Source organism: Intrasporangium sp., assembly GCF_040414665.1.
Lineage (GTDB): Bacteria > Actinomycetota > Actinomycetes > Actinomycetales > Dermatophilaceae > Intrasporangium.
Genome location: NZ_JBEDUL010000036.1, coordinates 1 through 13,524 on the forward strand (window position 1 = coordinate 1; position 13,524 = coordinate 13,524).

Consider the following 13,524-nt stretch of genomic DNA (forward strand, 5'->3'; position numbering starts at 1 on the left):
GCGCCTCACGGACGGGCTGTGGGACCGCAGCGACGGTCGAGAGTCGATAGCCGACCTCCGGACCGGAATGCAGCAGACGATGGAGGACAGTGCCGGCATCTTCCGGACGAAGGACTCGCTCGTGACGGGCGCAGCCACGTTGCGGGAGCTGCAGGAGCGGTCCGAGTCGATGGCGATCGACGATCACAGCCGAGCCTTCAACACCCAGGTCGTCGCTGCGCTCGAGCTGTCCAACATGCTCGACGTGGCCGAGGCGATCATCGCGGCGTCGCTGCGGCGCGAGGAGTCGCGGGGGGCCCACCAGCGCCTCGACTTCCCGGCCCGGGACGACGAGCACTACCTCGCGCACTCGCTCGTCCATCGAGGCGGGGGTGGCGAGGCGGGCGCACACCGGGTGGAGTACCTGCCGGTGACCCTCACCCGATGGCCACCGGGCGAACGCGTCTATGGGAGGTGAGCGATGGCGGACACGATCACGCTCGAGGTCATGCGCTACCGGCCGGACCGCGGGGGCGAGCCGACCATGCAGGAGTACGAGGTCCCGTTGCGCCGGGACTGGGCGGTGCTCGACGGCCTGAACCACGTCAAGGACACCATCGACGGCACTCTGTCCTACCGGTGGTCGTGTCGCATGGGCATCTGTGGCAGCTGCGGCATGACGGTCAACGGCGACCCTCGGCTGACCTGCGCGACGTTTCTGGTGGACTACGCCCCCGGCCCGATCCGGGTCGAGCCGCTCGCCAACTTCCCCGTCATCCGCGACCTCGTCGTCGACATCGGCGACTTCATGCGCAAGCTCCCCCAGGTGAGCCCGTGGATCGTGCGCGGCGAGGACATACCGGTCGACGAGGGCGAGTACCTCCAGACTCCCGAGCAGCTCGAGGACTACTCGCAGTACAGCATGTGCATCAACTGCATGCTGTGCTACTCGGCCTGCCCGGTCTACGGGCTGGATCCGGAGTTCATCGGTCCGGCCGCGATCGCGCTTGCCCAGCGCTACAATCTCGACTCGCGGGACGAGGGCGCCGACGTCCGGCTCGACCTGCTCATCCACCCCGAGGGCATCTGGGGCTGCACGTTCGTCGGTGAGTGCACGCGTGCCTGCCCGAAGGGCGTGGACCCAGCGGGAGCCATCCAGCGGTACAAGCTCACCGCCGCCCTGCAGTCCTTGAGGTCGTTCGTCCTTCCCCGGGGGCCGCGATGACGCAGCCGACGGGAGACGCCCCCCGCGCCTACCGCCCGGAGATGAGCCGGCTGTGGTGGCTGGGACGTCGGAGCTACGTCTTCTTCGTCCTCCGGGAGCTGAGCAGCATCTTCGTCGCGTGGTCGGTGGTGTTTCTCCTCCTGCTGATCCGGGCGCTGGCCCAGGGCGAGTCCCAGTACCGCGACTTCCTCCACTGGGCGGCGACGCCGTGGGTCGTGGCACTCAACGTGGTGACCCTTGCCTTCCTGGTGCTCCACTCGGTCACCTGGATCAACCTGACTCCTGCTGCCGCTGTGGTGAAGCTGCGCGGGCAGCGAGTGCCTCCGGCGTCGATTGCCGGCGGCGCCTATGCCGCGTGGGTCGTGGTGACCGTCCTCGTCGTCGCCCTGGTGGTGACCCGCTAGGTGGCCAGGCGCACGATGGAGCCGGTCCTGTGGCTGCTGTTCAGCGCGGGCGGCGTGGCGTCGGCCCTGTTCCTGCCCGCCCTCGTCTTCCTCTTCGCGCTCGCGATACCGCTGGGCTGGATCGATGAGCCCGGTCGCGAAGCGCTCCTCGGCCTCGTCGGCCACCCGCTGACAGCCCTCGTCCTGCTCGGCGTCTTCGTGCTCTCGCTCCTGCACTGGGCTCAGCGTTTCCGCTACGCCCTCTTCGACGGGCTCAAGCTCAAGGCTCATGAGCGCCTCATCAACACCGTTGTCTACGCCCTCGCTCTGCTCGGTTCGTTGGCGGCCGTCGTTGTGCTGTGGCAGGCGGTCTCCGCCCGCAACGCCTGATCGCGCCGTATGCCGCTGAGCTCGTCTCGTCCGCCAGCTCGGTTGCGCTGCAAGAGGTCTCATGCAGGCCGAGACGGAAGAAGTCCTGTGGACGGTCTAGAACACGTGTTCGAGTCTGCGGTAGGGTGGGGCGCAGCAGCACCGGCCGCCTTCGGGCCAGGTGCCTGACCGGAAGGAGCCCGTCGTGCCGTTCACCACCGCGCCGCTGTCTGCCTTGGAGCGGGTCCTGGCCGTCGCGGCGGGGGACGGCGAGCGACTGGTGGGTCAGCTCGAGCTGGTGACCGTCCACGACGACGTCGAGCTCGGCTGGGAGCCGACGGACGGGCACGCCGAGCTCTCGACCGAGCTCTCGACCGAGCCCTCCACCGAGCCCTCCACCGAGCCCTCCACCGAGCCCTCCACCGGGCCGGAGCCCGGCGTGGAGGTCGAGTCGGGGGCCGGGTTGTCGTTGGAGCAGGCCGCGGGCGTGCTGGTCGCCGAGATCGAGGCGCTCGAGGCGGACCGGGCCCGCCTCGACGGGCGGCTCGTCCAGGCGTACGCGGCGCTGCACACCGTGATCGGCGAGCAGCACGCCGCGCACCAGGCGCAGCTGCCGGACGGCTGGCCCCGGCAGAACCCGGCCGAGGCCGCGGTCAGCGTCGAGGCGCTGGTCATCCACGAGGTCGCCACCGCGACCGCGGTCCCGGCCGCGGAGGCCGGCCGGCGGCTGCGGCTGGCTGCTGCCCCGCGCCGGCACCGGGTCCTGCACGAGCGGCTCGCGGCCGGGACGGTGTCGCTGCTGCACGCCACCCTGATCGCCGGGCAGGCCCGCGACCTGCCCGACGCCGCGCTCGAGCCACTGGTGGACCGGGTGCTGGCCCCGATGCGCGACGGGTCCCGCCCGACCCACCAGCTCATCGTGGCCCGGCTGCGCCGGGTCCTGGCCGCGCACGCCCCGGCCGACGCCGGGGAACGCCGCGCGGACGCGCTGGCCCGCCGGTGCGCGTACGGCGCGATCGAGCCGGACGGCACCGGGACGATCACCATCACCAGCAGCGCCGAACGGACCGTGGCCATCCTCGAACGGGTCGAGTCGCTCGCGCGGGCGCTGCGCGCCGCGGGCGACCCGCGCACCCTGGACCAGCTGCGCTCCGACCTGGCCACCGACGGGCTGCTCGGCCACCCCTACGGCCCCTGCCCCGAACACACCCACCCCGCCGACCACGCCGACCAGGCCGACCAGGCCGACGAGGACGACCAGGCCGAGCAGGGCGACCAGGCCGAGCAGGACGACCAGGGCGAGCAGGGCGACGAGGGCGAGGAGGGTGCTGCCGCCGATGCCGACCTGCTGACCCCGTGCCGGCCGGTGCGGCTCGAGCCGATCCCGGCCCGCGACGGGCGGCCCGGGCCGTGCCCGTGCGCGCCGACCGGCCCACCGGCCACGGTGTGGATCGTGGTCCCGTTCGAGGTCGCCACCGGCGCCAGCGACGCCGCCTGCGAGCTGCCCGGCCACGGCTGGGTCACCGCCGAACACGCCCGCGCCATCATCACCGCCCCCGGCTCGCTCTGGCGCTGGCTGGCCGTCGACGCGCTGACCGGGCAGGCGCTGCACCTGGCCACCGACCGATACCGCCCCACCCCCGCCATGATCGAACAGGTCCGCGCCCTCGACGGGCACTGCCGCGGCCCGGGCTGCCAGGTCCCCGCCCACCGCTGCGACCTCGACCACCACCTCCCCCACCCGGACGGGCCGACCAGCACCAGCAACCTCGGCCCGCTGCACCGCGGCCACCACAACCTCAAGACCGCCCGGTCCTGGACCTGCGTCCCGACCGACGACCACGCGATCACCCGGGCGCTGCACTGGCGCACCCTGGCTGCCCGCGACTACCTGACCCACCCCAAGAACTACCGCGAAGCCCTCGACGACCCACCCCCACCCGCGTCACCGCCCACCCCGCCACCACCACCCGACGAACCACCCTTCTGACCGCCCACCCCAGCCAGCCCGCCCCCCGGAACCAAGCCCAGCGGCATACGCAAAGTGCGTGGAGGGCAGAAGAGGCCCGCCGATAGGCTGGCGCCGTGATCGACATCAAGCTCCTGCGCGACGACCCTGACCGGGTTCGCGCCTCGCAACTGGCCCGTGGAGAGGACCCGGGGATCGTGGACGCGATCCTCGCCGCCGACGAGCGTCGGCGTTCCTCCCTCGGCGAGTTCGAGTCGCTTCGCGCGGAGCAGAAGTCGGTCAGCAAGGACGTCGGCGCGGCGATGGCCGCATTCCAGAAGGCGAGGAAGGCCGGCGCTCCCGACGCGGACCACCGTGAGGAGGTCGCCCACACGGCGCGCACCAGGGCCGCGCGACTGAGCGAAGAGGTCAAGGCTCTCGAGTCGGTCGCCGACGCGGCCGAGGCCGAGTTCACCCGACTGCTGCGCATGGTGGGCAACGTCATCATCGACGGGGTGCCGAGCGGTGGTGAGGATGACTTCGTCCTCCTCGAGACCATCGGGACACCGCGCGACTTCGCGGCTGAAGGCTTCGAGCCTCTCGACCACCTCGCGCTCGGGGAGCGCCTCGGTGCCATCGACATGGAGCGCGGCGCGAAGGTCGGCGGGGCCCGGTTCTACTACCTCACTGGGGTCGGCGCACTGCTGGAGCTGGCCCTGCTCAACCTGGCGATCGCGCAGGCCACCGCAGCGGGCTTCACGCCGATGATCACTCCCACGATGGCTCGGCCCGAGATCATGCTCGGCGCCGGCTTCATCGACGCTCATGCGGAGGAGGTCTACCGCCTCGAGGCCGACGACCTCTACCTCACCGGGACGTCGGAGGTGGCGCTGGCCGGCTACCACGCCGACGAGATCATTGACCTGTCGGGGGGGCCGAGGCGCTACGCGGGCTGGTCGGCCTGCTACCGCCGTGAGGCCGGGTCGCACGGCAAGGACACGCGAGGGATCATCCGGGTCCACCAGTTCCACAAGGTCGAGATGTTCAGCTACTGCCGTCCCGAGGAGGCCGAGGCGGAGCACCAGCGGCTGCTGGACTGGGAGCGCGAGATGCTCGCCAAGATCGAGGTCCCATACCGGATCATCGACGTCGCGGCAGGAGACCTCGGCGGGCCCGCTGCGCGCAAGTTCGACTGCGAGGCCTGGGTCCCGACGCAGGGCAAGTACCGCGAGGTGACCTCGACGTCCAACTGCACGACGTTTCAAGCGCGCCGACTCAACACCCGCGAGCGGGACCCCAACAGCTCGGGCACCCGCACGGTTGCGACCCTCAACGGCACGCTCGCGACGACCCGCTGGATCGTCGCCATCCTCGAGAACCACCAGCAGCCGGACGGCTCGGTCGTCATCCCGGAGGCGCTGCGACCGTTCCTCGGCCTGGAGGTGCTCAAGCCGATCGCCTGATCGAGACGCCTGGGCTGGTATCTGGTCGCCGCACTGGTGCTCCTCAAGGGGCCACCCGCCGCGACTGACCTGAGGACCACGCTCGCATGACCATCGACCAGTCCCTTGCCCTCCACGCGTCACACGATCTCCGTGCCCTCGGTCGGGTGCCCGAGGAGCACGGTCTGCCCTGGACCCCGACGACCGGTTCCTCGCCAACCACCGGATCCCACGCATCCTCGAGGCCGGCCGGATCACTGACTGAACCAGGACGCCAGACGTGAACGCTGCCACCCTCCACGCCTGGTCCGCCCAGGTCCGCCTCCCGGGACAGGCCGTTGCGCCGCCGGGGCCGGTGGACCTGATGCGGACCTACCTCATGCACCACGCGTTCCGCCGCGACCTCGCCGACTTTGCGGCGGCTGTGTCCGCCACGCCGCCCGATGAGCCGGTCACCTGGTTGAGCCTGGCCGGGCGCTGGCGCTTCTGCGCCACGTCGATCCTCCGCCACCAGGCTGCGGAGGACGAGGGGCTTCGGCCCGTCCTGCGGCCGCTCACCGACTCCGCGGGACGGGCCGCACTGGACGAGCTCGAGGAGGAGCACCGGGCCATCGAGGACGAGCTCGCAGCGTGTACGCGGGCCTTCGACCGGCTCACGCCTCCACCGAGCGTCCACGCGCACGCAGAGCTCGCAACGAGCCTGCGGCGCGCAGGCGAGCTGATCGGATCCCACCTCGATCGTGAGGAGCAGGAGACGATGCGCATCCTCCAAGAGGTGTTGACGCCGGAGGACTGGGCCCGCATCGAGGAAACGCACTTCACGTCCACGCTGCCGCCGGCCGATGGCGTCGCTCTGATCCCGTGGCTGTTGCACCGCGTCCCCGGGCCGATCCGCCGCGACCACCTCACGCGGGCCGGCCGTGCCCAGCACCTGCTCTGGCTCGCCACCCGGGCCGGCTTCGCGCGCCGCGAACGGCTCACCTTCGCCCACGCGGGCTGAGGATCGCGCGCCCGATCCCGGTCCTGACCGACTGCACGGCGCCGGGGCATGGTGCCGGGTGCGCCTCTCGGGTAGGACTTCCGATAGCGGATCGACTGACGGATCGACTGACGGATCGACCGAGAGGACTCGACATGGACACGTTCGACATCATCGTCATCGGAATGGGCCCCGGCGGTGAACACGTGGCCGGGACGCTGGCCGAGCGCGGCCTCCGGGTCCTCGGGGTCGATCACGGCCTCGTCGGCGGCGAATGCCCCTACTGGGGCTGCATCCCCTCCAAGATGATGGTCCGCGCGGGCGACGTGCTCGCCGAGGCGCGACGCGTCGACGGGCTGGCCGGCGCCGTGGGTGACGTGCGGCCGGACTGGTCGGTCGTCGCACGCCGGATCAGGGATGAGGCAACGGACGACTGGAACGACCGGGCCGCGGTCGAGCGCTTCACGAAGAAGGGTGGGACGTTCGTCCGGGGCACCGGTCGCATCGTCGGTGCCGGCCGCGTGGACGTCGACGGGAAGCCGTATGCCGCTGAGCGCGGGATCGTCGTCAACGCGGGGTCGCGCGCGGCGATCCCCCCGATCGAAGGTCTCGACGCAGTGCCCTACTGGACGAACCGTGGGCTCATCGAGGCAAAGGAGCTGCCCGGATCCCTCGTCGTGCTCGGCGGAGGGGCGATCGGTTGCGAGCTGGGACAGGCGGTGGCGCGGTTCGGCGTGGACGTGACGATTGTCGAGTCCGGGCCGCGGCTGTTGTCCGCCGAGGAGCCAGAGGCGTCCGAGAAGCTGGCCGTGGTGTTCGAGCGGGAGGGGATCGAGGTGTGCACCGGGGTGGCCGCATCACGCGTGTCCGGTGGCGACGGCGGCGTCGAGGTGACTCTGGACGACGGCACGTCCCTCAGCGCCGAGCGGATCCTCGTCGCGACCGGGCGGGTCACGGATCCCGGTGCCGTCGGGCTCGGCTCGGTCGGCGTTCCCGAGGATGCCAGGGTGGCTCCGATCGACGAGCGCTGCCGCGTCACCTCGAACGTGTGGGCCATCGGTGACCTCACCGGGAAGGGCGCCTTCACCCATGTGTCGATGTACCAGGCCGGGATCGTCATCCGCGACGTGCTGGGGCAGGACGGACCGGCCGCGGACTATGCGGCGGTCCCGCGGGTGACGTTCACGGATCCCGAGATCGGTGCCGTGGGTCTGACCCAGGCGAAGGCCCGCGATGGGGGGCTCGAGGTCACCGTCGGCGTGACACCTCTCGGCGAGACCACGCGTGGGTGGATCCACGGCGTCGGCGAGGACGGCTTCATCAAGCTCGTGGCCGACCCGGCACGCGGGGTCCTCGTCGGGGCGACTGTCATGGGCCCGTACGCCGGAGAGATCCTCGGCGCGCTCGCGGTGGCGGTGCACGCGAAGGTGCCGGTCGAGACGCTGAGCTCGATGATCTATGCCTACCCGACCTTCCACCGCGGCATCGAGACGGCCCTCGCCGACCTGAAGGGGCACGCCTGACCCTCGGCGAGGCCGGGGCCTCCGCCCTCGAGCGATGATCCGGCCGCCGGGGAGAACATCTCGGACCAAAGTGAGCGCGCCGTCGCAACTGTGGAGGGACGTGGCTCACCAGAATCGGCGCGCCCATCAGCTGGTGTGGACCGGACGCTCGGTCGGGACCGCGGTGGATGATGTGGCCTCTGCCCGTCGCTCGGCTCGCAGGAGCAGGAACATCGGGACGAGCATGACGAGCACGAAGATCGCTTCGATCGGCCCGAAGAGCCACAGCGCCAGGTAGAACGCGATGATCCCGAGGTAGCCCAGCTGCGTCCGGCGCCCGCCGCTGATGACGAGGAGTCCGACAGTCGCCTCGAAGACGATGAGCAGGCCGATGAAGAACAGCTGGTGTGGCGCCACCACGGCGCGCCACGAATCGGTGACCCACTGGAAGAGCGCGGGGTCGGCGAACCCGGCGTAGTCCCCTCGCGTGGAGAGGTTGATGACGTGCACCAGCGCACCGCCGATGAGGAACAGGACGCCCGTTGTGACCCGCCCGACCTGCCGCCACCGTGCGCTGCGCCCAGCCAACACCGCGGCGACGATCGTCACGAGGCCACAGGCCGTCCACAGCATGGGCCAGAAGACGTTGTCCATGGTCGCCTCCTTCGTGGGGATGTGCCTTCACACCACGAGAACGCGGGCCCACGGATGCGCACCAGAGGCGAACGTCCCCTCTCCGACACGTGGGCCGGCGTTCCGCTCCGTGGAAAGCGCATGGCGCTGGTTTGTCGATCGGAGGACGCTGTGCTTAGGTAAGCCGAACCTAACCGCAGTTGGTCGGCGCTGTCAGTCCGAGAGGTGCCCAATGATCGTGTGCCAATGCGCCGTCGTGAGCGACCGCGACGTCTCCGCGGCCTACGCCGCAGGTGCCCGCACCCTCGCTCAGGCCTGCATGTCGACGGGCGCCGGTCGGGATTGCGGATCCTGTGTGTTCTCCGTCAAGCGGCTGGTGTGCGAGCATGGCGAGACGTTCGCCATGTCTCCCCCGGAGGTGGAAGTTGCAGCCAGTTAGCCCCCGCGTCGTGGAGCTGCTCAACGACGCGCTGACCTTCGAGCTCACCGTCACCAACACGTACTTCCTGCACGCTCGCATGCTCGACAACTGGGGGCTGCCGAAGCTCGGCAAGGCCTTCTACGACCTGTCCATCGACGAGATGAAGGACGCCGACGCCCTCATCAACCGGATCCTCATGTTCGACGGCCACCCGAACGTCCAGCGGCTGAACCCGATCCGGAGTGGCGAGGACGCGAAGGAGATGCTGACCCTCGCGCTGGAGAGCGAGCGTGCAGCCGTTGCACAGTTCAACGCCGGAGCGCAGGAGTGCCATGACCTCGGCGACCACGGCACCGCGGCGGTCTTCGAGGAGATGGTCCGGGACGAGGAGCGGCACGCGGACTGGTTCGAGAGCCAGCTCCAGGCCATGGAGTTCGTCGGAGTCGAGCAGTACCTGAGCCAACAGGTCGACACCTCCGCTCCCTGACCGCTCCAGCCAATCGGGCGAGGGTGACACCAGCACTGTTTACTCGTCAACGATCGCACCGTAGCGTGGAGCGATGAGGACACGACGCGTACTGGTGACTTCCGCGCTCGCCGCTGCGTTCGCAGTGGCTCCGTTGGGACCGGCCACGGCCGAGCCCTTCCCCGCCATCATTCCCATCCCGACCGGCTCAATGCCCGAGGGGATCGCCACCGGCACTGGAACGTCCATCTATGCCGGCTCCCGCGCCGACGGGTCGGTCTGGCGGGGCGACCTGCGCACCGGCCAGGGCGGCATCCTCGTCAAGGGGGCTGACGGGCGCATGGCGGTCGGCATGAAGGTCCGGGGCGGGTTGCTCTTCGTCTCCGGGGGCACCTTCGGCGACGCCTATGTCTACGACGCCACGACGGGGGCGGAGGTCACGCACCTCGTCCTGACCAACGGCCCGGCCTTCATCAACGACGTCACGGTCACCCGCGATGCTGCCTACTTCACGAACTCGATGGCCGCCGAGGTCTATGCGGTCGAGCTCTCCGCCGGCGTCCCGACCGGAACTGTGCGCACCATCCCGCTGACGGGGGAGTGGCAACAGGTGGCGGGCTTCAACGCCAACGGGATCGCCGCAACGCCCGACGGCTCGAGGCTGCTCGTCATCAACAGCACGACCGGGATCCTCTACACCGTCGACCCGCGGACCGGCGGGGCCATCGCCGTCGACACCGGTGGCGCGGACCTCACCCAGGGTGACGGCATCCTGTTGCGCGGCAAGACGCTCTATGTCGTGCGCAACGTGTCCAACGTCGTCGTCGAGCTCGCCATGTCGCCCGACTACCTGTCAGCGACGGTCGTCGACGAGCTCACCGACCCGGACTTCGACGTGCCCACGACCATCGCGGCGCAGGGATCCCGGCTGTATGTCGTCAACGCACGGTTCACGGCGCCTCCCGGTCCGACGACCGAGCACGACATCGTCAAGATCGACGGGGAGTAGTCGACACTCCGAGTCGTGCGCGCGCACAATGGCGTACAGGTGGGTATGGGTTGGTCGGACGTGTCTGACGCCCAGACCCCGAGAGGAGTGCAGTCATGGGAGCAGGAATCACGCTCGCGGTGATCGGCGCGGTCCTCGCCTTCGCCGTGCGGGCCGACCCGCAAGGCATCAGCCTGCCGACCGTCGGGGTGATCTTCATGATCGCGGGAGTCGTGCTCATCGTCCTCTCCCGCCGGGACCACCACCGAAAGGTCATCACGAGCGTGGAGCCGGTGGAGGACCCGCGCATCCCGCCGCACGTCTACACCGAGGGCACCGTCCGCGACATCGACGACTGAGGCCAAGGCCGTCCGCCGGCCCGGCCGGGGTGCCTGCCGGATAGCGTGTGCCCATGGCACAGCGGATGCTCGCCCTTGACCTCGATGGCACGACGCTCAACCACATGGGCGAACTCTCGGATGGGGTCCGCGACGCCATTGCCGCCCTCCCCGACGAGGTCATCGTCGTCGTGGCCACCGGCCGGTCCATCATCGCCACCACGCCAGTCCTCGCTTCGCTCGACCTCCGTGAAGGGTTCGCGGTCTGCGCGAATGGTGCCGTGACCATCGAGCTCAACCAGGCGGCTTCTGCTGGCTACGCCATCGCCGAGACGGTGACGTTCGACCCCAGGCCCGTCCTCGAGAGGTTGCGCGTCGCCCTGCCCACCGCGCGGATCGCCGTCGAGGAGCTCGGCGTCGGCTTCAAGGTCAACGCGCACTTCCCCGAGGGCGAGCTCATGGGTGAGACGCGGGTCGTCGACTGGGAGGAGCTCGTCGCCAACCCGGTAACCCGTGTGACCCTGCGCCAGCCCGAGGCGACGGCCGAGGAGTTCGGGGAGATGGTGGAACGCGCAGGTCTGCACGGCGTGTCCTACGCCGTGGGATGGTCAGCCTGGCTCGACATCAACCCGGAGGGTGTGAGCAAGGCGTCCGCCCTCGAGCTGGTGCGCCGCCGGATCGGCGTCGAGCCCATCCACACGCTGGCGGTCGGCGACCAGCGCAACGACCTCGAGATGCTGCACTGGGCCGCATGGGGAGTCGCCATGGACAACGCCCCCGACGAGGTCAAGGCCATCGCCGACGAGGTGACCGGCCATGTGGACGAGGACGGGCTCGTCCCCATCCTCGAGGCGCTCGGCGACGCCACGAGGAATGGGCAACCGTTCCGGGAGGGAGTGCCCTCCAAGGCGACGGCGCGGTTCCGGGTCTAGCCACCTCGCCGGCCAGATCCGTGGCAGCCTCGATGTCGAAGGCAGGTTGCGCCGCTCGACGCACGAGTGAGGCAGGGCGAGCGACCCTGCGGGAGGAAGGTTGCCATGCGCTTCATGATCATCGTCCCCGGCGGACCCGAGACCGAGAGTGGGGCGCCCGGGACGGAGGAGCAGTTCGCCGACATGCAGACCTATCAGGACGAGATGCTCCGGGCTGGCGTCCACGTCGACGGCCAGGGCCTGCATCCGACCTCGAAGGGGGCCCTGGTCAGCTGGGAGAACGACGAATGGGTCGTCACGGACGGACCCTTCGCCGAATCGAAGGAGATCATCGCCGGGTTCTCGATCATCGAGGTCTCCTCTCGAGAGGAGGCGATCGAGTGGGTCAAGAGGTGGCCGCGGTCGGCCGCCCCCAACCCCGGTCAGGCGTTGGAGCTGCGCCAGATCTACTCGGCGGAGGACTTCGACGCGATGCTGAGTCCGGAGCTGAGGCGGCGCGAGGAGCAACTCAGGGAGGCAGCGGCCAGGCAGGCGGCGCAGGGCTGAGTCCTGGCAGGCGTGGCAGGGTGAGGGCATGACCGACCCCACCCAGGTGCAGCGCACGGTCGAGGGCGTCTGGCGCGTCGAGGCCGCCAAGGTGACAGCCGTCGTGGCGCGGCTCGTCGGTGACATCGGCCTCGCGGAGGACCTGGCACAGGATGCCTTCGTCCAGGCACTCGAGCAGTGGCCGCGCGACGGTCTGCCCGACAACCCCGGAGCCTGGCTCACCTCGACGGCCCGCCGGCGGGCCATCGACCGGATCAGGCGAGACGTGAACCTCAGGGACAAGCTCCAGCAGGTGGGCCACGCGGAGGAGTACCGCGTGGCCGACCTCGCCGAGGCCGACTTCGACCAGGCGCTGGAGGACATCAACGACGACGTCCTCGGGCTCGTGTTCGCCGCCTGTCACCCGGTGCTCACGGCGCAGGCCCGAATCTCATTGACCCTGCGGATGATCGGTGGCCTCACCACGCGTGAGATCGCGAGGGCCTTCCTCACGACGGAGTCGACGATCGGCCAGCGCATCTCGCGCGCGAAGAAGGCCCTGCGCGCCGATGGCGTCACCATCGAGGTGCCCTCCGGCGCCGACCTCGCGCCACGGCTCGCCTCCGTCCTCGAGGTCATCTACCTCATCTTCAACGAGGGATACGCCGCGACCTCGGGTCGTGACTGGGTGCGCGGCGACCTCATGGAGGAGGCCATCCGGCTCGGCCGGGTGCTCTCTGCCCTCGCGCCGCGGGAGCCGGAGGTCCACGGGCTCGTCGCGCTCATGGAGATCCAGGCCTCCCGCACCCGTGCGCGCCTGGGCCCCGACGGCGCCCCGATCCTGCTGCTCGACCAGGATCGGACCACGTGGGACTGGTCGCTCATCCGCCACGCGCTCACCGCGCTCGACCGCGCGACCGAGCTCAGCGGCATACGCGGCCCGTATGTTCTTCAAGCGGCGATAGCCGCGTGTCACGCGAGCGCTCGCACCGCGCAGGAGACTGACTGGGCCCGCATCGTCGTGCTGTACGAGCAGTTGCGGCAGGTACGCCCGTCCCCTGTCGTCGACCTCAACCTCGCCGTCGCGATGTCGTATGCCGCTGGGCCGGCTCCCGCTCTCGCCGTCGTCGACCGGCTGGTGGAGTCAGGGGCACTGGCGGACTACCACCTCTTGCCGAGTGTGCGAGGAGACCTGCTGCGCAAGCTCGGTCGCGAGGATGAGGCACGCGACGAGTTTCGCCGGGCCGCGGGGATGACGGACAACGAGGCGGAGCGAGACCTGCTCCTGCGGCGAGCGGTCGAGGAGCGACCTGCCGTTCCCTGACGGAACCGGCCCGAACGAGGCCGTATCAGCATTAGGGTCTGAGCACCCTTCAGGACAAGGGGTCAAGGAG

At 70.2% G+C, this 13,524-nt stretch carries 15 protein-coding genes and 1 pseudogene; 15 read left to right on the top strand and 1 reads right to left on the bottom strand.

Annotated elements, in window-relative coordinates; translation table 11 throughout:
* From ABF401_RS04195 to ABF401_RS04230, 8 genes and pseudogenes are all read left to right on the top strand, one after another.
* A pseudogene (locus ABF401_RS04195) lies at window positions 1-457 on the top strand (succinate dehydrogenase/fumarate reductase flavoprotein subunit); the annotation flags it as partial.
* Between the two features lie 3 nt (window positions 458-460).
* Complete coding sequence (gene sdhB / locus ABF401_RS04200; protein WP_353508284.1) at window positions 461-1,204, top strand: succinate dehydrogenase iron-sulfur subunit; 744 nt, start codon at window positions 461-463, stop codon at window positions 1,202-1,204.
* Window positions 1,201-1,608 carry a fumarate reductase subunit C gene (locus tag ABF401_RS04205; protein WP_353508285.1) on the top strand — a complete coding sequence of 136 codons (408 nt, stop codon included), beginning with the start codon at window positions 1,201-1,203 and terminating at the stop codon, window positions 1,606-1,608. Before sdhB ends, ABF401_RS04205 begins: the two co-directional genes overlap by 4 nt.
* On the top strand, window positions 1,609-1,977 hold the full coding sequence (frdD, locus tag ABF401_RS04210) for a fumarate reductase subunit FrdD (RefSeq protein WP_353508286.1): 369 nt from the start codon (window positions 1,609-1,611) through the stop codon (window positions 1,975-1,977).
* Window positions 1,978-2,161: 184 nt separating this feature from the next.
* Window positions 2,162-3,946, top strand: coding sequence for an HNH endonuclease signature motif containing protein (locus tag ABF401_RS04215; RefSeq protein WP_353508287.1), 1,785 nt, complete (start codon window positions 2,162-2,164; stop codon window positions 3,944-3,946).
* 95 nt (window positions 3,947-4,041) lie between these two features.
* Window positions 4,042-5,367: a serine--tRNA ligase gene (gene serS, locus ABF401_RS04220; protein WP_353508288.1), complete on the top strand. Its 1,326-nt coding sequence runs from the start codon at window positions 4,042-4,044 to the stop codon at window positions 5,365-5,367.
* Between the two features lie 259 nt (window positions 5,368-5,626).
* A complete protein-coding gene (locus ABF401_RS04225; protein ID WP_353508289.1) occupies window positions 5,627-6,346 on the top strand; it encodes a hemerythrin domain-containing protein in 720 nt (239 codons plus the stop codon).
* Between the two features lie 134 nt (window positions 6,347-6,480).
* A complete protein-coding gene (locus ABF401_RS04230) occupies window positions 6,481-7,848 on the top strand; it encodes a dihydrolipoyl dehydrogenase family protein (protein WP_353508290.1) in 1,368 nt (455 codons plus the stop codon).
* Between the two features lie 126 nt (window positions 7,849-7,974).
* Here ABF401_RS04230 and ABF401_RS04235 read toward each other — a convergent pair whose 3' ends face one another.
* The gene (locus tag ABF401_RS04235; protein WP_353508291.1) at window positions 7,975-8,481 is read right to left on the bottom strand and encodes a hypothetical protein; all 507 of its coding nucleotides are present in this window, start codon (window positions 8,479-8,481) and stop codon (window positions 7,975-7,977) included.
* 211 nt (window positions 8,482-8,692) lie between these two features.
* Between ABF401_RS04235 and ABF401_RS04240 the strand changes: the two genes are divergently transcribed.
* The 7 genes from ABF401_RS04240 (at window position 8,693) to ABF401_RS04270 (ending at window position 13,454) form a co-directional block, all read left to right on the top strand.
* Window positions 8,693-8,899 carry a (2Fe-2S)-binding protein gene (locus ABF401_RS04240; protein WP_353508292.1) on the top strand — a complete coding sequence of 69 codons (207 nt, stop codon included), beginning with the start codon at window positions 8,693-8,695 and terminating at the stop codon, window positions 8,897-8,899.
* 10 nt (window positions 8,900-8,909) lie between these two features.
* The gene (bfr, locus tag ABF401_RS04245) at window positions 8,910-9,368 is read left to right on the top strand and encodes a bacterioferritin (protein ID WP_353508293.1); all 459 of its coding nucleotides are present in this window, start codon (window positions 8,910-8,912) and stop codon (window positions 9,366-9,368) included.
* A gap of 73 nt (window positions 9,369-9,441) precedes the next feature.
* A complete protein-coding gene (locus tag ABF401_RS04250; RefSeq protein WP_353508294.1) occupies window positions 9,442-10,356 on the top strand; it encodes an SMP-30/gluconolactonase/LRE family protein in 915 nt (304 codons plus the stop codon).
* Between the two features lie 95 nt (window positions 10,357-10,451).
* Window positions 10,452-10,694, top strand: a complete 243-nt coding sequence (locus ABF401_RS04255; RefSeq protein ID WP_353508295.1) for a hypothetical protein — start codon at window positions 10,452-10,454, stop codon at window positions 10,692-10,694.
* A gap of 53 nt (window positions 10,695-10,747) precedes the next feature.
* Window positions 10,748-11,605: an HAD family hydrolase gene (locus ABF401_RS04260; protein ID WP_353508296.1), complete on the top strand. Its 858-nt coding sequence runs from the start codon at window positions 10,748-10,750 to the stop codon at window positions 11,603-11,605.
* 105 nt (window positions 11,606-11,710) lie between these two features.
* A complete protein-coding gene (locus ABF401_RS04265; RefSeq protein WP_353508297.1) occupies window positions 11,711-12,151 on the top strand; it encodes a YciI family protein in 441 nt (146 codons plus the stop codon).
* A 28-nt stretch (window positions 12,152-12,179) separates the two neighbouring features.
* The gene (locus ABF401_RS04270; protein ID WP_353508298.1) at window positions 12,180-13,454 is read left to right on the top strand and encodes an RNA polymerase sigma factor; all 1,275 of its coding nucleotides are present in this window, start codon (window positions 12,180-12,182) and stop codon (window positions 13,452-13,454) included.
* Window positions 13,455-13,524 lie beyond the last annotated feature (70 nt).